Raw genomic sequence first — 17,135 nt, 5'->3', positions numbered from 1 at the left:
TGAAAGCTACGGGAAAGCGGTCAGCAAGCATCGACCGATTCCTCAAGCCAAAGCAACGGTTTGGCGCTCGGCATGAAAAGACATGCCGGCACCGGCCACTGCAAATCGCGCAGTGAAGACGAATCTCTCCGGTTCTTGACCCCGGCAGGAGGCAAATATGACACAGGAAACAGTGACCCTTTCCGACGCGGCGGCCAAGCGGATCGCCACCATTCTGCGCTCGGACGGGCATAAGAATGCCATGCGTGTTTCCGTCGAAGGCGGCGGATGCTCGGGCTTCTCCTATAAGTTCGATCTCGTCGACGACGCGAACGACGACGACTTCGTGCTTGAAAAGGACAGCGCCAAAGTTCTGATCGACAGCCTGTCTCTCGTCTATATGGGTGGCTCGGAGATCGACTTCATCGACAACCTGCTCGGCCAGTCGTTTCAGATAAAGAATCCGAATGCTGTCGCAAGCTGCGGATGCGGAACGAGTTTTTCGATCTGAGTAAGCGGCGCGCCTTCTTGCGCGTCGCAGTCACAGATACGGCGATCCCAGCCACAGCAGCCGGTTGGCAAGGCGCGCCGTCAAGGGCTGGGCCTTCAGGTCCTTCAGCGTCACTTCCTCCGCCGCCTCGATGATTGCCGCGATACGGCTGCTGACCGTCCGAGCAAAAACGTCGTCGAGCACCTCAAGATCGAACTCGAAATTGAGGCGCAGCGATCGAGGGTCGAGGTTCGTCGATCCGACATAGGCCCAGCGTTCATCCACCGCGAGCAGCTTCGAGTGATTGAAGGCGCCCCTTGCGCGCCACACGCGACAATGCCCCTTCAGCACCTGATCGAATTGCGCCGTCATGGCGCGGTCGACCAGCAGCAGATTGTTGACCGCGGGCACGACGATATCCACCTCGACGCCGCGCCGCGCGGCTGTCACCAGCGCGCTGATCAGTTCCCGATCCGGCAAGAAATAGGGCGACATCAGCCGGATGTTCTTCCGCGCCACGGAGAAGGCGCCCATCAGCATCTTGTGATTGGTTTCGTTCGTGCTGTCGGGGCCGGAGGGGACGGCCCGCATCAGCATGCCCGGCGTCTTTGCCGGCGGCGGCACAGCTTCGGTCTTCCAGGTATCGCTTGCCAGAGGCTCGCCTGTCGAAAACTGCCAATCTTCGGCTGAAACCTGGAAGATGTCGGCGACGACCGGGCCGGTGATACGGAAATGCGTGTCATAGGCCGCCTCCGGACCGGCGATTTCGGTCGTGAAGCCGGCGCGGATGTTCATGCCCCCGGCAAAGGCGACTTTGCCATCGACGACCAGTATCTTCCTGTGGGTCCGCAGATTGGCATAGGGCAATCTCAGCCCCATGATGATGTTGCCGTTGAAGACGGCTGTCGGCACACTCGCCGCCTTGAGATAGCCGACAATGCTCGGCACGGAATAACGTGCGCCCACCGCATCGATCAACACCCGCACATCGACCCCTCGCCCACGCGCGGCAATCAGTGCGTCCGCGAAACGCAAACCCAGCGCATCTCGGTCGAAGATGTAGCTTTCCAGCAGGATACTACGGCGCGCATTGGCAATCTCGTGCAACATGGCGGTATAGGCCGCGTCCCCGCCTTCCAGCATGATTATGCGGTTGCCGGTGGACATTGCATGTCGCGACACCCGGTCGCCGAGGATTTTCATCGCCGCGAATCGTTGGCCGAATCGCGTTCCGATTTCCGCATCGGATACATCGAAGCGCCCGAACTGATCCGGCCCGCGACCACGCACCAGCGAACGCTGCATGCCTATCGACGAGCGGCGGATCCGGTTGATACCGGCAACACCATAGACGAGCGCCCCAACGATCGGCGACAGCAGCACGACGCCGACCCAGCCGGCAGCCGCCCTGACATCGTCCTTGGTCATGGCAGCATGGATTGCTGCCGGCACGCCCAGAACGAAAGACAGGAAGACGAGAAAATGCGGCCAATAGTTCTGGATGAAGTCGATCATGAGCGGGACTATAGCCTGCAACCGATCGGAATCAATTCGTTGCCGATGCGCGCGAGGCGCAAGTGGCTGGAATTCGCTGCGCGTTAAGGGTGTATTGCGACATTCTTGACGAAAAGACCGCAGGTATCGGATTTGTCAAAAGAATCCGGAGCCGTTACAAGAAACGGTCCGAGCGGATTCACTGACATGGAAGGGCGTTTCGAGCCATGAAGATTGCCACCTGGAACATCAATGGCGTCAAGGCGCGGATCGACAGCCTGCAGGCATGGTTGAAGGAATCGAATCCGGACATCGTCTGCCTGCAGGAAATCAAATCGGTCGACGAAAACTTCCCGCGCCTGGAGATCGAAGCGCTCGGCTATCACGTCGAAACGCACGGCCAGAAAGGCTTCAATGGCGTTGCACTGCTTTCCAAGCTGAAACCGGACGAAGTCAATCGCGGCCTCCCGGGCGACGATGCGGACGAGCAGGCCCGCTTTATCGAAGGCGTGTTTTCCGTCTCCGGCGGCGTCATCCGCGTCTGCTCGCTCTATCTACCCAACGGCAACCCGGTCGACAGCGAGAAGTATCCGTACAAACTGCGCTGGATGCAGCGCCTGGCGGCCTATGCCGAGCAGCGGCTGCAGCTTGAAGAACCGTTCATTCTTGCCGGCGACTACAATGTCATCCCCGAGGAGCACGACTGCTGGGACGTCAAGGTCTGGCAGAACGATGCACTGTTCCTGCCCGAGACACGCCAGGCTTTCCGCCGGCTGCGCAATCTCGGCCTGACTGACGCTGTTCGCTCGACCACGGATGACGTTCCGCTTTATTCATTCTGGGATTATCAAGCCGGATGCTGGCCGAAGAATTTCGGCATACGCATCGATCACCTGATGCTGTCACCGGAAGCGGCGGACAGGCTGGTTTCGACGTCGATCGAAAAAGATGTGCGGGCGTGGGAGAAGCCTTCCGACCACGTACCGGTCGCGGGCTATTTCACGTTCGAACGTCCGCTTTGACGCTAAGGTTTGCGCGGGGGCGGCGCTTCGGGCCTTTCCAGGAAAAGTGCGTAGCGATTTCCGTCAGCAAAGGCGAAACAGCGGGAAGTTAGAGGGTTCTTCGACTTCGTTTAAGCTGAACCGCTTGGTCGTCTTCAGCCGGAAGCGCTTACTCGTCGTCGCCCTGCGTGTGCATGTTCTGCGACAGCGTGATCGCCTGGCGGCGATCGCCTTCGGTTGCCAGAGAAAAGGCCTGCTCCTGCATCGACTGCAGCCACGGCCGGTCCTTTGGCGAACATTGGTCGAGCGCCGCGGTCATATAGGCAAGACCGCGGATGGTCTGACCTTCCTGGAAGATGACGTTACCGAATACGCCCATGGCGCCGGCATGACCACTCTTGCGGGCGCGGTTCAGCCACTTCTTGGCCTGCTGAACGTTGACGTTGCCGCCCTCGCCCGAAAGCAGCATGCGCGCCAACTGGAACTGGGCCTCCGATACACCAAAGGTCGACGCCGCCTGGAAGTAGAGCTGGCGGGCCTGAGACATGTCGGATTTGATCGGGCTGTCGGGAATGCCGCGGCGATAGTAGCCGGCAAGCGAGATCAGCGCGTTGACGAAGTACCCCGTATCCTCGGAACCGGGCTCCACACCCTGCTGGGCAATCTCGCTGTAAATCTTGAAGGCCTCGAGGTCGTTTTCAGCGACGCCGTCGCCATAGGCATACATATTGGCAAGGGCCCAGCGGGAGCCAGTATGCCCCTTCTCGGCGGCATAGCGGTAGGCCTCGACGGCTTCGTCCTTGCGGCCGCTCTTGTAGGCGGAGAAGCCGAACTTGAACAAGGCAAACGGGCCGGATTCCTTGCTGACACCGGTGCCCGGATCAAAGGCACGCGCTGGACCGGCCGTCGCACCGCCGACCACAAGCGACACGCCGAGCATCGCAACCTTCAGAGACTTCAGTTCACCCGCAAGCATCACAGTCTAATTCTTCCGTTCCAGCCGGCCACGCCGAACTCATCACCGCTGCAAACACAAACGCCTGAACAGCCCTTTGCCATTCAATTGTTCACCGAAACCGCCGAAAACATCGACGCACCCAATCCAGGATGAAACTCCATTTTGTGTAGCCTTAGCCGACCATTTCCGCAGAAGTGCGGCAGCTCACTCAGGACAACACATGACTTCATTTCGTTACAAACATTGCAGGCTCGATCTTCGAGTTGCACGTTTGTCCCCAACATCGCTGCTCCCTGTTTGTGGCGGGAAATGGACATACTCACCTTGAGTCCGACCCTAGCAAACTCTAGCATTAAATGTGTTGCTGAATCGTCACATTGGCGGGCCGCGGAACACTCACCAACAGATGTCGCGCACCCCAAAGAAAAGGCCCGGGGATGAGCCGGGCCTTGAACGTTCTGGTCGATAGTGGATCAGAATTTTACCTTGAGTGCCGTCGAAATCCCTCCGACGAAATCATTGCCAAAGTCATACGACACATCGTCGCCGATGACGTCGCCCTGATAGGTAACCGCGCCGGAACTGCCGCTTGTCATGATACCGGCGAAACCAGCCATACGAAACTCGACATTTTTCGTCGGCGTATACGAGACACCCGAGCCCAAGAGCCAGGTATCAGTCTGACTGCCATAACCGTGGCTCGTGCCACGATCCCAGGTCAGGCTGACCGCACCGCTCCACTGGTCGTTGAACTTGTGTCCGACGCCGCCTGAAATGGTCCAGCCATCACGATAAAGAAGGTCCAGGCTGGTGCAAGGGGTCGTACGAGATACGGTGGCCGGGCAGAATTTCAAGACCTGCAACTGGCTCCAGTCGGTCCACTTGACGGAGCCGAACGCAGCCCAATCCGGCGCGAACCCGCTCTGCAGTTTGAGTTCGAGCGAATCCGGCATCGAAGCCGAACCGTTTACATCGTACTTCGTGCCGGTGACCAGGCCAACACCGGGGACAACGAAGCCCAGTTGACGCAGATCGATGAAGCCCGACAGATTATCCAACTCTACCGAACTGTTGTAGACGAGGCTCGCGCGCAGGGCGTATTCAGGGATTTCATAGCCCACGCCCGTCCGCCAGCCCCAGCCGTCGCCTTCCAGCTCAAGCCTGCCAACGCCCGAAAAGAGGCCTGCCAGCGCGGTGCCCGTATAATCCTGGACCAACCGTTCTTTGAAGCCGTTCACTTCCTGGTAGAAGACGCCGCCGATGATGCGGAATTGACCGGGACCCATATCCCACTTGTAGGAACAGGTCGCCGCATAGTTATCGCTCTCGACCTTCGTCTCGATATTGTTATTGGCGCCAGCCCAGTTCTTGCCGGGATTGGTGTGCGCACCCCAAGGCTGGGAGTAGTCAGCCATGCAATCGATACCGTCAGTCAAGGCTGCCTTGATACCAACACGGGGGACCCAATAGTTCTCGGTGTCATCGACGGAATTCGGACGGTAATTCAGATTTCCCCCACCGAACGTCCCGCCGAGGATGTCCGTGTTGCCGGTATCAGTGTCCCGAACATTCTTCAGCCTGCGCTGCGGCACCACGTAAGTCGTTGCTGCTTCCGCCGCATAGTCCGACGGGTCGAACAGCAGGTCGATGTTGTAACCGCCGCGTTCAAGACCGCCAGCGTGCGCCGACGACGCAACCAGAATTCCGGCTGCCAACGCCAGGACGCCCCGCTTCAAATTCTCATGAGCCATTAAGCTCCTCCCCCTGCATTTCAATCTGCGACAATCCACCTCACGTCGCCTGTGGCAAAAGTATTCTCACGATCACGTGAAATCGCAAATGCCGCATTCTAGGGGGATACCGGCCATCGCCGCCGCCAAATTTACGTAAGATTCTCATCATTTGAACACAATCCCCGCAAATCGAACGGATTTTCCTCCCAACGGCGACTATGTCGCTAATGTTAGTATTATTTTCCAATATAATCCGAAAGTGTTACTCAACGACAACAACATTGGTTTTTGCACCAAAAAAGAAATATCCGGGTTTGAAAGCCAGCCTCGAACGCCCAAGGCGGCGCGACAGAAAGCCGCCGCGCCGGCGCGACGAATCGGCTCGGCAGACGCTCCGGATGCACCGTCAGAAAATGAAAAATCCGCGGTGTTGCCACCGCGGATCGTATAAAATCAAGATCTTGCGATCCGCTTAGCCAGCTTCCGCCACCCGCGCCAGGGCAATGCCGAGCGATTCCTTCTGCAGATCCAGCTCGACGAGACGCTCACGCTCGGCTTCAACCAGTTCGGGCTTTGCGTTGGCGACGAACTTCTCGTTCGCCAGCTTGCCGAGAATACGGTCTCGCTCGACATCGACTTTGGAAATCGCCTTTTCAAGACGTGCCTTTTCAACCGAGAGGTCGATCAGGTTGCCCAGCGGCAGGCAGGCCGTCGCTTCGCCGATCACGATCTGGGCGCTGCCGCGCGGGGCAACGGTCGCATGATCGATATGCTCCACACGCGCCAGCCGACCGATGGCCGAAGCGTGACGTTCCAGCCGTTCGCGCGTCAGCGCATTGGCGGCGACGACGATGAGCGGCGCGGTTGCCGCCGGCGGCACGTTCATTTCGGAGCGGACCGAACGGATGCCCGACACCAGATCGATCAACCAATTGATCTCGTCGGCGGCAGCATCGTCGGCATAGGACGCAGACGGCCATTCCGCGTGGCAGAGCAGGCCGGCGCGCTCACGTCCCTCGCCCGCCGTCTGATCCCAGAGTTCTTCGGTCATGAAGGGCATGAACGGGTGCAGCAGCTTGTAGATCTCATCGAGAACATAGGCGACGCAGGCCTGGGATTCGCGCTTTGCCGCTTCGTCGTCACCGCTGAAGACGGGCTTCAGCAGCTCGAGATACCAGTCGCAGAACTGGTTCCAGACGAAGCGATAGAGGCTGCCGGCAGCCTCGTTGAAGCGGAAACCTTCAAGCGCTTCGGTCACGTCGCGGATCGTGCGCGAAAGCTCGGTCAGGATCCAGCGGTTGATCGTCAGCGACGACGCCTCCGGAATGAAGCCGTCGCTGTTGGTGACGCCGTTCATCTGCGCGAAACGCGTTGCGTTCCAGAGCTTGGTGCCGAAGTTGCGGTAGCCGGCGATGCGGGCCGTGTCGAGCTTCACGTCGCGCCCCTGGGCGGCCATGATCGCCAGCGTAAAGCGCAGCGCGTCGGCGCCGTATTCGTCCATCAGCTCCAGGGGATCGATAACGTTGCCCTTGGACTTCGACATCTTCTGGCCGTTCTTGTCGCGAACGAGCGCGTGGACATAAACGGTGTGGAACGGCTCGACCGGCGTGCCGTCGGCATCCTTCATGAAGTGAAGTCCCATCATCATCATCCGGGCGACCCAGAAGAAGATGATGTCGAAGCCGGTGACCAGAACGTCGGTCTGGTAGTATTTTTCGAGTTCCGGTGTCTCGTTCGGCCAGCCGAGCGTCGAGAACGGCCAGAGTGCCGAGGAGAACCAGGTGTCGAGCACGTCCTCGTCGCGGGTCAGGATCTCGCCCGGCTTGAAGTTCTCAAGCAGGTCTTCGACATAGGCCTTCATCGGGCCCTCGTGGGCCAGATAATGCTGGATCGCAGCGTGCAGCGCCTCTTCCTCGGTCTTCTCAACGAAGACCTGACCGTCCGGTCCGTACCAGGCCGGAATCTGATGTCCCCACCAGAGCTGGCGCGAGACGCACCACGGCTGGATGTTCTCCATCCATTCGTAATAGGTCTTCTCCCAGTTCTTCGGAACGAAGTTGGTGCGGCCTTCCTTGACCGATGCAATCGCGGGCTTTGCCAGCGTCTTTGCATCGACATACCATTGCTCCGTCAGGCGCGGCTCGATCGGCACGCCGCCGCGGTCGCCATGCGGAACCATGTGCTTGTGCGGCTCGATCTTGTCGAGCAGACTGGCTTCCTCGAAAATCCGGACGATGATCTTGCGCGCCTCGAATCGGTCCTTGCCTTCCAGCTCGTCCCAAGCGCCATGCAGGGCGGCGGGATCGCTGAGGCCCTCGAGGAACTCCTCGTTGTCCTTGATGGTGATCCGGCCTTCGATCGTCAGGATGTTGATGGCGGCAAGGCCGGCACGCTTGCCGACGTCAAAGTCGTTGAAGTCGTGCGCCGGCGTGATCTTGACGGCACCTGTTCCTGCTGTCGGATCGGCATAGTCGTCGCCAACGACCGGGATGCGTCGGCCAACGATCGGCAAGATAACGTGTTTGCCGATCAGCGGCTTGTAGCGCTCGTCTTCCGGATTGACGGCAATGCCGCTATCGCCAAGCATCGTCTCCGGTCGCGTGGTGGCAACGACCAGATAGTTGCGGGTTTCCCAATCCGTCGCCTTGCCGTCTTCATCGAAGGCAACAGGGTGCTGATAGGTGACGCCCGGCTCCAACGGATAGCGCAGATACCAGAGGTTTCCGTTGATTTCGTGCTGCTCGACTTCAAGATCGGAAATTGCCGTCAGCAGCTTCGGATCCCAGTTGACCAGACGCTTGTCCTTGTAGATCAAGCCTTCCTTGTAGAGCGAAACGAAGACTTCGAGCACAGCCTCCGACAGGCCGTCGTCCATGGTGAAGCGCTCGCGCGACCAATCACAGGAAGCGCCCAGGCGCTTCAACTGATTGAAGATCAATCCGCCGGATTCGGCTTTCCACTCCCAGACCTTCTCGATGAAGGCTTCGCGGCCCATCTGGCGGCGATGTTGTTGCTGTTCCATCAGCTTGCGCTCGACGACCATCTGCGTGGCGATACCGGCATGGTCCATGCCGGGCTGCCACAGCACGTCCTTGCCGCGCATGCGTTCGAACCGCACCAGGACGTCCTGCAGCGTGTTGTTCAGCGCATGGCCCATGTGCAGCGAGCCCGTCACGTTCGGTGGCGGGATCACGATACAGAAGCTGTCGGCGCCGGGCTTTGCTCCCGCACCTGCACGAAACGCGTTTTCTTCGTCCCACTTCTTGGCGATACGCGGGTCGACGGATGCGGAATCGTAGGTCTTATCAAGCATTTTGAAGCCAATTTTGGAGATTGATATCTATGTCTTGTAAACCGGAACGACCGGTGCAAGTCAACACGAACGCAAAAAGGCCGCGACTGTTCCGCGGCCCCTGTGTCGGAAAGGCTCAGGTACTAGCGTCGGGGGCCGCGCGCGACGCGTTCGATCTCTTCCCGCACGAGCCGTTCCACCAAGGTCGGCAGGTTGTCGTCCAGCCACTCCTGCAGCATCGGACGCAACATTTCTTCGGCAATTTCATCGAACGACCGACGCGTGCTAAGGTCGACCGCCTGGGCAAGATTGTCAAAGGACTGCGCAACCTGACGACCGACCTCGGCCGAAATGATCGCAGGTGCGGCTTTTTCGACCACAGGTTCTTCAGCGACAAGCGCCACCGGACCGGCCGAAACGGCGACGGCCACAGGCTCTACCAGCTTCGGCGCCGCTACCGGCGTTTCAACCGCGACACTCTCGTTGCCGGGCTGCTGGGCCTCGCTCAGCGGGAGACGACCAGCCGGCGCTTGCGGCGACGAGACGGCAGCCATTCGCGACGTGATCACCGGGCTATCGTGAACACTACGCGGCGGTTCGTCGCCGGCGTTCGCTTTCGTCGTATAGCTCACGGTATGACGCTCGGAGGCCGCCCGCACCCGGGCAGCGACATCGGCCAGGGAAAGCGGCGGCTGCGCGATGTTTGCATGCGGCTCCGAAGGGATGACGGCCACCTCGATCGCCGGCGCAGGCGTTGCTGGCTTTGGCGCTTCGAGGCTCTCGTCGCGCCCGCCGAAAGCCGCTGCTTCGATTTCGCTGTCGATCGTCAGCTCGATTTCGTCGGACGCATCGTCCTCGTAGTGATCCTGCGAGGAGAAATCGATCTGCCCCGGCTCGTTGCTCTCGATGATCTTACGAATGGATGCAAGAATCTCATCCATCGAAGGTTCACGCGCGACATTGAGCTGTGCCATTTCTATCCCCGTTTGACGCGGCCGAGCATGTGTCCCGAAACGACGCATGTGCCGATTGCAAACAAACCTTAAGTGAGTTCGCGGGCGAAACATACGCCGCGAATCAGACACTTGGATTGTTGCACAGATTTGTTTTTGCCGGCAGAAGCAGAAACGCCCCGGTTTCCCGAGGCGTTTTCTTTGATCAGCGGCCGTCGACGGTTCGAAGTCCGAACCACTTGTCCTTGACCGCCTCGTAGTGCTCTTCGGCACGGTATTCGGCAACCTGCAGGCCCTGGCTCTTGACGCTCAAGATCGCGGTGGCGGCGAGCAGACCGTAGCTCGCTACGACAGCATCGCGCTGGGCAATCGCCAGCTGTTCCTGCGCATTCAGCACAGTTTGTTGCGAGTCGAGGACGTCGAGCGTCGTGCGCTGGCCGACCTTGCGCTCTTCGATGACGCCGGCGAGCGCCATGTTGGCCGCCGAGATCTGGGTCTTGTTGGCGCCGATGCGGGCGATCGCCGCCTCAAGCTGGGCATGAGCCGTCACAACGTTCTGCTGAACGGCTGCACGCTGCGAATCGACCAGAATACGCTGCTGCCCGAGAGTCTCTTTGGCCCGACGAATCTGACCATATTCTGCACCGCCCTGATAGATCGGCACCGTCAAGCGAGCCGTGACGCTCGACGTGTCGCTGACGACACCGTCACCGGAATTACCCGTCGTGCGCCCAACCTGGCCCTGGATAGTCACGCCGGGGAGCATCGTGCCTTCAGCTGACTTCACCTGGAAGCCGGCCGTATCGACATTGTATTGCGCGGCGAGAATGGTCGGATGCTGGCGCAGCCCAAGGGCAACAGCCTGATCGAGCGACCGGGGAAGCCCCTTTGAGGCAGGTGCCGGCTGCTTGATGCCGGTCGGCGCCACGCCGACGATCTGAACATAAACCGCCTCGCTCTGCTTCAGCTGCGCGATGGCGCTGATCAGAAGCGACTGAGCGTTGGCGAGCGATGCTTCAGCAAGGCTCACGTCAGTCCGCGTGCCTTCACCGACGTCGAGGCGGGCCTGAGACGCGTTCAGCTGCTCCTTGAGGAAGGCGATGTTCTGTCGACGGATGGAAACGATCTGCTGGTCGCGTGCGATGTTGGCGTATGATGTCGCTGCTGCCAGCAGAATCTGAATTTCGTTCGCCCGAAGCCCTTCGCGGTTGGCGAAGACATTCGATTCGGCGGCGCGAACGTTGTTCAACGTCTGAAAGCCGTCAAAAATCATCTGGGTTACGGTGACACCGATCTGCCCCTGGTGAAAGTTCCGGCTTCCGATAACGTCGTTCTGGACATTGGAAAGCGTTCCGTTTGCAAACGCCGAAACCTGTGGGCGAAACCCGGACTTCGCGATCGGAACCCCTTCGTCGGTCGCCCGAAGACCGGCGCGCGCGGCGTTCAGATCCGGGTTATTCTCATAGGCTTTGGCCATTGCGCCGAAGATCGTCTCCGCCAGCACGGCCTGCGGCGCAAGCAGTACACTCGTCGAGACGGCAGCCCAAAAGGCTGCTTTGCGGACAATCGACACCATACTTCCCTCTCCGATCGGGGCGGCAAAGCCAGCCCACTATTTCCTGCGGCACCATTCCGAAGTCGAAACCGAGCCGCCATAAATACGGCGATGAAGCGCTCACACCGCCCACCGGTGAGCAAATCACTACCTCAGCACTCTTTGAAACCCGGAATCGGCACGATCACAACTGTACACCGATACTGCGCACGATCATTTCAAAAAGAAACAGGTGGTTCGTTGCCAATTGGCAACATTGCTATTTTAGCAGCACAATCAAATGTTGAGATACCTCAATAAGTGGCACCTCAAAAAACAAAAGTCTGCTCGCGGCGAAAACCGGGAAGCGGCTTTACCGCAGTGTTGAAGTCCGCCCTTTCGGACGTCTTCCCATGCTCATGGACATAGAGCTTAGCACGCGAAGCATTACCGAAGCCTTCGACCGCAATCAGCCGGCCGCCGTTGCGCAGCTGCTCGAACAATGCCGCAGGAAGCACCTCCACGGACCCGTTAACGAAGATCACGTCATAGGGTGCTTCGGCGGCATAGCCCTTGCCAAGATCGCCTGTGACGACGGCAACATTGTCATAACCGAGCCGGGCCAGCGTTTCCGTCGCCGTGGCGGCAAGCGCCTCATCGCTTTCAAGTGCGACGACCGAGCCGGCGATCAGCGAAAGCAGCGCGGAGGCGTAGCCGGTGCCACAACCGATCTCCAGCACAACGTCCGACTTCGAAATTTCGGCGAGTTGCAACAGCTTGGCGAGCGGCGACGGCTCCATCAGGTACCGTGGGCCAACGCCCTTGGTTCCGTCGAGCTCGATGTCGGCGTCGATATAGGCAAGCTCCCTCATGCGCGCGGGCACGAACTCTTCGCGCGGTACGGAAAGGAAAGCGGACAAGATCGCGTGGGACGTGACATCCGTCGTCCGGATCTGATTGTCCACCATCTTGGTGCGCGCCGCTTCGAAATTCATCATACTGCCCTCGTGTCCGGATGGGCGCGGTACCGGCATCCCGGAAAACCGCGCAGTCGTCATACGGCTGCCGATGCGCAGCCTTTCCATAAGCTCATAAATCGCCGCCCCGCCGGTTTCAAGCGACAGCGACATCTTGCAGCGGAAAAAGGAAACCGGAAAAGCGGGTTCGGCGATTGCGCGCCCCGATAAATGCGCCAGACATGCGGCCGGCCGACACCCGAACGGCTAACGCCCGACTCAGCGGCCAGGCGCACCCTCCAGCCCAACAAGGGCAATCTTGGCATAACCGGCGTTCTGGATGAGGTTCATGACCGTCATCAGCTCGCCGTAGTCGACGGCCTTGTCCGCACGCAGCAGGACGCGTGTCTCGGTGTTGCCTTCGGTCAGGCGCTGAAGCTCCGCCGCAAACTCTTCGCGGGCCGTTTCCTCATTGCCGATCGCCAAGCCAAGATCGGCGTTGAGCGTCACGAACACCGGCTTGTCGTCACGCGGCGTCGGTTTGGAGACTGACTGCGGCAGATCAACCTTCATGTCCACGGTCGCAAGCGGTGCTGCCACCATGAAGATGATGAGCAAGACGAGCATGACGTCGATGAAAGGAGTGACGTTGATCTCGCTGTTTTCGTCGAGATCGCCGCCGCTATCGCTAACCTTGCCGGCCATGTCTCACCCGATCCTTGCGATGGATGCTTCTGCCGGATGGGCGAAGCCCTCTTGGCGACGCGGTTGTGCCTTGCGCACCAGGCGATGATCGAGATCACGGCTGACAAGCCGTTCGACAGCGGCTGCCGCGTCAGCGAGGACCACCTTGTAGCCGCCCACCGAGCGGGCAAAGTAGTTGTAGATGATAACTGCTGGGATTGCGGCGACGAGGCCTATTGCGGTCGCCAGCAGCGCTTCGGCAATGCCGGGGGCAACGATCGCCAGATTGGTCGTCTGTGCTTTGCTGATGCCGATGAAGGAGTTCATGATGCCCCAGACGGTTCCGAACAGGCCGACGAACGGACCGACGGATCCGATCGAGGCAAGAATGCCCGTACCGCTGGTCATGCGCTTGCCGGCGCGAACTTCGATGCGCGTCAGCAGCGATGCGACGCGTTCCTTGAGACCTGCCGCCGGCGCGTGATCGAGCACAGCCTCGGAACGCACCATCTCATCGATCGCAGCGGCAACCATTTCCGCGGCAGGCCCCGACCTGCCGTCGAATGTGGACTTAAGCTCAGCCAATCCGTTTGCAGCCGAGAGTTGACGGACAGCACGGCCAAGGCGTGCCTTTGCGGCAAAGAGCTCGAACGTCTTGACCACGAAAATCGCCCATGTGATCACCGAGGCAAGCGCAAGTCCGATCATCACGGCCTTCACCACCATGTCGGCAGCAAGGAACATACCCATCGGCGAGAGATCATGCGGCAGAATGGGGTTGGCGGCGACTTCCGACGGCGCTTCGACTGCGGGGGTATCAACCGATACGGGCGGGGTTTGTCCGCCGGTATCTGCTCCAGTCACTGCAATTCCGTTCTCCGTCGGCTGCGTACCGGCAGCCGGTTGAGCGTCCACGGGCTGCGACGTTACTGCCCCAGAATCCGCGGGCTGCTCGCCTTGGGTCGCAGTGCCTGCGTTGCTCGGTGCCGTTGCCGCCGGTTCGGCGCTCTGAACCTGACCGATGGTCGGGGTTGCTGTCTCGATTGAAGTGGCCTGAGCCAAGACGACCGTTGAGGAAACACTGCAAGCCAGCACCAATGTCGCTGCCGCCAAAAAACTCAGCTTCGATCGGGTTCGGTTGGGCATCTTGTTCCTCGCGTACTGGTCCGTTTCGCCATCACAAAATCACTGGCAGCCGGAATTCGAGCCACCTCAACGTGCATTGGCCGCTCTTTACGACAAACTATGACCGAAACACAAGGATTTGTGGAGTATATAAATCAAGAATAATTTCGCGCCTGCATTTCAACCCACCCGGCCTCAAGATTTAGAGCAGTGGCGGATCATCGCCAAAGTCGTCCCGCCGCCAGTCATAAGCACGGTGACGCTCCCAGGGGCGTTGCAGGGACGTAAACGACGTCTTGAAACGCATGTCCGAACGCTGATTGCCTAGGGTCGGCTCCGCGAAAATCTCGACCGCACCTGTCAACCGCAGCAGGCGTCCATTCAGTATCCGCGCTTGACCGGATGAACAGGTCCGCTCGCTAAAGCTTCCGGGCACGATCAACAGATCGGCTTGATCGCACAGCACCTCGAACAGGTTGGGATTTTCGATGAGGGCGACCATCCATCCGGCATTGCTTCGGGCGACGCACCATTGCTTCTCGCGGCATGAAAAGACATTGGGCGACGCGTTACTGAGCGCGGCGTTGAAATCCTTGCGGATGGTGGCGGCGGCCGCTGGATCGAACACCCGCGGCGTTGCCTTGCCGGATTGGCGTTTGGCTTCGGGATAGAGGCCTTCGGCTACCGCCCCAAGCGCAGGCATTGGAGCGACGTGGCTCTCGACCGCCAATGCGCGCTGCCATTGTGAAAAAAGGAAATCCGAGGGCCGATCCCGGTTCGTCGCAATGGCGGCGTCAGTGACCAATCCAACGAGACGCCCGTCCTCCGACACCACAACCGCCGGCAGCTGTCTGTCCTCGACGACGAGACACATCAAACCGACGAGCAACACGACGCCACCCAGAGCCGCAAGCCAGGTCCGCAACACGCACAGTATGATGCCGCCAAAGGCAATAAGCAGGAAAGCCAAAGGCCCGACTCGGCCCGTCAGGAATTCGCCGTCGAGCGACGTCACGAAACGGGCGATCACCAGCATGCCATCGAGCCCCCATGCCATCACGGCAAGCGGATACTGTTCGAGACCAAAGGGCATCAGCAACATGGCGAAGAGACCGAACGGCATGATGACAATGCTGATCAGAGGCGCTGCGAGTATGTTGGCGAGCAGGCCGTAGGCCGGCAGGCGCTGGAAATAGGCGGCGGAGTAGACGGACGTCGCAAGGCCGCCGATCAGCGAGGTCGCAAGTACGCCGATGACAAAGCCCACGACGAGCCGCCTGCCCCACCAGCGTCCGGCGGCTGCCAGCTCATCAGCTTGCGCACGCTCACGCCAGCGTGCGTAACCGGCAACCAACGCCAGCGTGGCGGCGAAAGACATCTGGAAGCCCGGCCCCGCAACGGCAGATGGCGTAATCACGATGATGACAATTGCAGCCAGCGCGATGTTTCGCAGGCTGATCGACATACGATCGAAAAACACCGCCACCAGCATGATCGAGATCATGATCCACGCTCGCACCGCGGAAACAGCGCCGCCGGAAATCAGGATGTAAAGAAAGACCATGGCCAGCGCACCGGCAGCGGCAATCTTCTTGATCGCCACCCGCTGCGCCAAACCGGGAACCGCGCTCAGGATCGTTCGAGCCCCGATCAAGAAGGTTCCCGCGGCGAGCACCATGTTGAGACCGGAAATCGCCAACACGTGGGCGAGGCCTGCCTGCCGCAGCATCTCGACGGTGTCGCGACCGATCGCTCTCTCCTCGGCTGTCACCAGGGCCGCGGCGAGCGCACCGGTGTCGCCCCCGATCACCCCGCGGATCCGCTCGCCGACCGCTGCGCGCATCGCGGCCAGACCTTCTGCCATTTGCGCCCAAAGCGAAGGGTCCTCCTTCGCGGCGCCAGCATCGACCGCAGGGCTATGCGGCGCACCGTAGAAATAGCCGACGGCGCCAATCTGCCGGAAGTATGCGTCAAATGCGAAATCGTTGAGACCCGGTAGCGCGGGGCCCGAAGGTGGAGAAAGGCGTGCCCTGCCTTCGATCGTGGCTCCGATCGACAACGGTGTGTGCGGGCTGCGTGACAGTACCATGACCTTGAGCGGTGGCCGCCGCAGCGTCGGCTCGGTGGTTTGCTCGATAAGAACGCCGTAGCGCCAATGCTCACGATCATTCTTCTCGCGTGAAAACACTTTCCCGCGCAGATTGGTCGTTACCGGGCCGTCGAGCACGACCGTGTCGATGCGCGCCGTTTCGGCCGCGACAAGCACCATGCCCGCGCTGAACAACCCGGCGGCGATCATCAGCGGGCGAATGGCGCGCACGGCCCCGTTGCACGACAAGGCGGCTATACTGAAAACGCAAGGCAGCAGTGCAAGTTTGACGAGTCCGAGGTCATAAGGCAGCGAAAGCCACGTCAGCACACCGGCGGCAAGCAGCACCGGGACGAGGACCAATCCGTGGCCGAACGTCGCCTCTTCCTCGATGGCGCTGCGCCAGGATGAAGCAATGGCAGCCGGTCGCAGGCGCATGCGCGCAGCCATTGCCATAGACTTCAAAAAGCGAAAGACGAGCTTGGCGCGCCTGTTCGCAGGCGTTGCAGGCGCACCGTCGGCCAAAACCGACGCGGGTAGCGCCGGAGCGGCGCGAACTCCATCCTGCATCGAAGACCGGGCCTCGATCTCGCTCATCGTACGGCACTTCCCCCCGAAGACAGTCGACATCGATGATGCAACCAACACGCCAGATCCGCAACCAGGACGCTATCTGCCGAAAAAAGCGGCAATCCTATATGGAATGGTCCCCCACCATTGCTTTGACCGCCATTGATCCCGTTGGACATATTGCCCTAACGTGCGATTATTGCGTCGCCATATGCACATTTTCGCATCGCACAATTTGCCTTTCGTACAGCTTGGCAGCCGAAAATAAATCATATAG

13 protein-coding genes are annotated in these 17,135 nt (G+C 60.0%); 3 read left to right on the top strand and 10 right to left on the bottom strand.

Annotated elements, in window-relative coordinates; all coding sequences use genetic code 11:
- The first annotated feature begins 157 nt into the window (after window positions 1–157).
- The gene (erpA, locus tag LPJGGPFB_RS10535; RefSeq protein ID WP_173419872.1) at window positions 158–490 is read left to right on the top strand and encodes an iron-sulfur cluster insertion protein ErpA; all 333 of its coding nucleotides are present in this window, start codon (window positions 158–160) and stop codon (window positions 488–490) included.
- A 30-nt stretch (window positions 491–520) separates the two neighbouring features.
- Here the strand turns inward: erpA and LPJGGPFB_RS10530 are convergent, their stop codons facing one another.
- Window positions 521–1,984 carry a phospholipase D-like domain-containing protein gene (locus LPJGGPFB_RS10530; protein ID WP_173419871.1) on the bottom strand — a complete coding sequence of 488 codons (1,464 nt, stop codon included), beginning with the start codon at window positions 1,982–1,984 and terminating at the stop codon, window positions 521–523.
- A gap of 206 nt (window positions 1,985–2,190) precedes the next feature.
- On the opposite strand from LPJGGPFB_RS10530, the gene xth reads away from it, so the two are divergent.
- Window positions 2,191–2,985 (top strand): exodeoxyribonuclease III, encoded by a 795-nt coding sequence (gene xth, locus LPJGGPFB_RS10525; RefSeq protein WP_173419870.1) that lies wholly within the window; start codon window positions 2,191–2,193, stop codon window positions 2,983–2,985.
- 148 nt (window positions 2,986–3,133) lie between these two features.
- On the opposite strand, the gene exoR is transcribed toward xth, so the two are convergent.
- On the bottom strand, window positions 3,134–3,940 hold the full coding sequence (gene exoR, locus LPJGGPFB_RS10520; RefSeq protein ID WP_173419869.1) for an exopolysaccharide production regulator ExoR: 807 nt from the start codon (window positions 3,938–3,940) through the stop codon (window positions 3,134–3,136).
- Window positions 3,941–4,395: 455 nt separating this feature from the next.
- A complete protein-coding gene (locus tag LPJGGPFB_RS10515; RefSeq protein ID WP_173419868.1) occupies window positions 4,396–5,673 on the bottom strand; it encodes an outer membrane protein transport protein in 1,278 nt (425 codons plus the stop codon).
- A gap of 151 nt (window positions 5,674–5,824) precedes the next feature.
- Between LPJGGPFB_RS10515 and LPJGGPFB_RS10510 the strand changes: the two genes are divergently transcribed.
- On the top strand, window positions 5,825–6,106 hold the full coding sequence (locus LPJGGPFB_RS10510) for a hypothetical protein (RefSeq protein ID WP_173419867.1): 282 nt from the start codon (window positions 5,825–5,827) through the stop codon (window positions 6,104–6,106).
- 21 nt (window positions 6,107–6,127) lie between these two features.
- On the opposite strand, the gene LPJGGPFB_RS10505 is transcribed toward LPJGGPFB_RS10510, so the two are convergent.
- From LPJGGPFB_RS10505 to LPJGGPFB_RS10475, 7 genes are all read right to left on the bottom strand, one after another.
- Window positions 6,128–8,968, bottom strand: coding sequence for a valine--tRNA ligase (locus LPJGGPFB_RS10505; RefSeq protein WP_173419866.1), 2,841 nt, complete (start codon window positions 8,966–8,968; stop codon window positions 6,128–6,130).
- A 122-nt stretch (window positions 8,969–9,090) separates the two neighbouring features.
- Window positions 9,091–9,921 carry a PopZ family protein gene (locus LPJGGPFB_RS10500; protein ID WP_173419865.1) on the bottom strand — a complete coding sequence of 277 codons (831 nt, stop codon included), beginning with the start codon at window positions 9,919–9,921 and terminating at the stop codon, window positions 9,091–9,093.
- A gap of 184 nt (window positions 9,922–10,105) precedes the next feature.
- Window positions 10,106–11,476, bottom strand: coding sequence for a TolC family outer membrane protein (locus LPJGGPFB_RS10495; protein ID WP_173419864.1), 1,371 nt, complete (start codon window positions 11,474–11,476; stop codon window positions 10,106–10,108).
- Between the two features lie 287 nt (window positions 11,477–11,763).
- A complete protein-coding gene (locus LPJGGPFB_RS10490; protein WP_173421011.1) occupies window positions 11,764–12,429 on the bottom strand; it encodes a protein-L-isoaspartate O-methyltransferase family protein in 666 nt (221 codons plus the stop codon).
- Window positions 12,430–12,669: 240 nt separating this feature from the next.
- The gene (gene exbD / locus LPJGGPFB_RS10485; RefSeq protein WP_173419863.1) at window positions 12,670–13,095 is read right to left on the bottom strand and encodes a TonB system transport protein ExbD; all 426 of its coding nucleotides are present in this window, start codon (window positions 13,093–13,095) and stop codon (window positions 12,670–12,672) included.
- A 3-nt stretch (window positions 13,096–13,098) separates the two neighbouring features.
- Window positions 13,099–14,220 carry a tonB-system energizer ExbB gene (exbB, locus tag LPJGGPFB_RS10480; RefSeq protein WP_427857871.1) on the bottom strand — a complete coding sequence of 374 codons (1,122 nt, stop codon included), beginning with the start codon at window positions 14,218–14,220 and terminating at the stop codon, window positions 13,099–13,101.
- A gap of 181 nt (window positions 14,221–14,401) precedes the next feature.
- A complete protein-coding gene (locus LPJGGPFB_RS10475; protein WP_173419861.1) occupies window positions 14,402–16,885 on the bottom strand; it encodes a ComEC/Rec2 family competence protein in 2,484 nt (827 codons plus the stop codon).
- Window positions 16,886–17,135 lie beyond the last annotated feature (250 nt).

It is taken from the genome of Ensifer adhaerens, from assembly GCF_013283195.1.
GTDB lineage: Bacteria > Pseudomonadota > Alphaproteobacteria > Rhizobiales > Rhizobiaceae > Ensifer > Ensifer adhaerens_G.
The sequence above is the reverse complement of the archived record's forward strand: the minus strand, read 5'-3'. Positions and strand labels throughout refer to the sequence as shown.

Coding starts and splice junctions, on each gene's coding strand:
- erpA (WP_173419872.1), top strand. CDS start 158: ATGACACAGGAAACAGTGACCCTTTCCGACGCGGCGGCCAAGCGGATC.
- LPJGGPFB_RS10530 (WP_173419871.1), bottom strand. CDS start 1,984: ATGATCGACTTCATCCAGAACTATTGGCCGCATTTTCTCGTCTTCCTG.
- xth (WP_173419870.1), top strand. CDS start 2,191: ATGAAGATTGCCACCTGGAACATCAATGGCGTCAAGGCGCGGATCGAC.
- exoR (WP_173419869.1), bottom strand. CDS start 3,940: ATGCTTGCGGGTGAACTGAAGTCTCTGAAGGTTGCGATGCTCGGCGTG.
- LPJGGPFB_RS10515 (WP_173419868.1), bottom strand. CDS start 5,673: ATGGCTCATGAGAATTTGAAGCGGGGCGTCCTGGCGTTGGCAGCCGGA.
- LPJGGPFB_RS10505 (WP_173419866.1), bottom strand. CDS start 8,968: ATGCTTGATAAGACCTACGATTCCGCATCCGTCGACCCGCGTATCGCC.
- LPJGGPFB_RS10500 (WP_173419865.1), bottom strand. CDS start 9,921: ATGGCACAGCTCAATGTCGCGCGTGAACCTTCGATGGATGAGATTCTT.
- LPJGGPFB_RS10495 (WP_173419864.1), bottom strand. CDS start 11,476: ATGGTGTCGATTGTCCGCAAAGCAGCCTTTTGGGCTGCCGTCTCGACG.
- LPJGGPFB_RS10490 (WP_173421011.1), bottom strand. CDS start 12,429: ATGAATTTCGAAGCGGCGCGCACCAAGATGGTGGACAATCAGATCCGG.
- exbD (WP_173419863.1), bottom strand. CDS start 13,095: ATGGCCGGCAAGGTTAGCGATAGCGGCGGCGATCTCGACGAAAACAGC.
- exbB (WP_427857871.1), bottom strand. CDS start 14,220: ATGCCCAACCGAACCCGATCGAAGCTGAGTTTTTTGGCGGCAGCGACA.
- LPJGGPFB_RS10475 (WP_173419861.1), bottom strand. CDS start 16,885: ATGAGCGAGATCGAGGCCCGGTCTTCGATGCAGGATGGAGTTCGCGCC.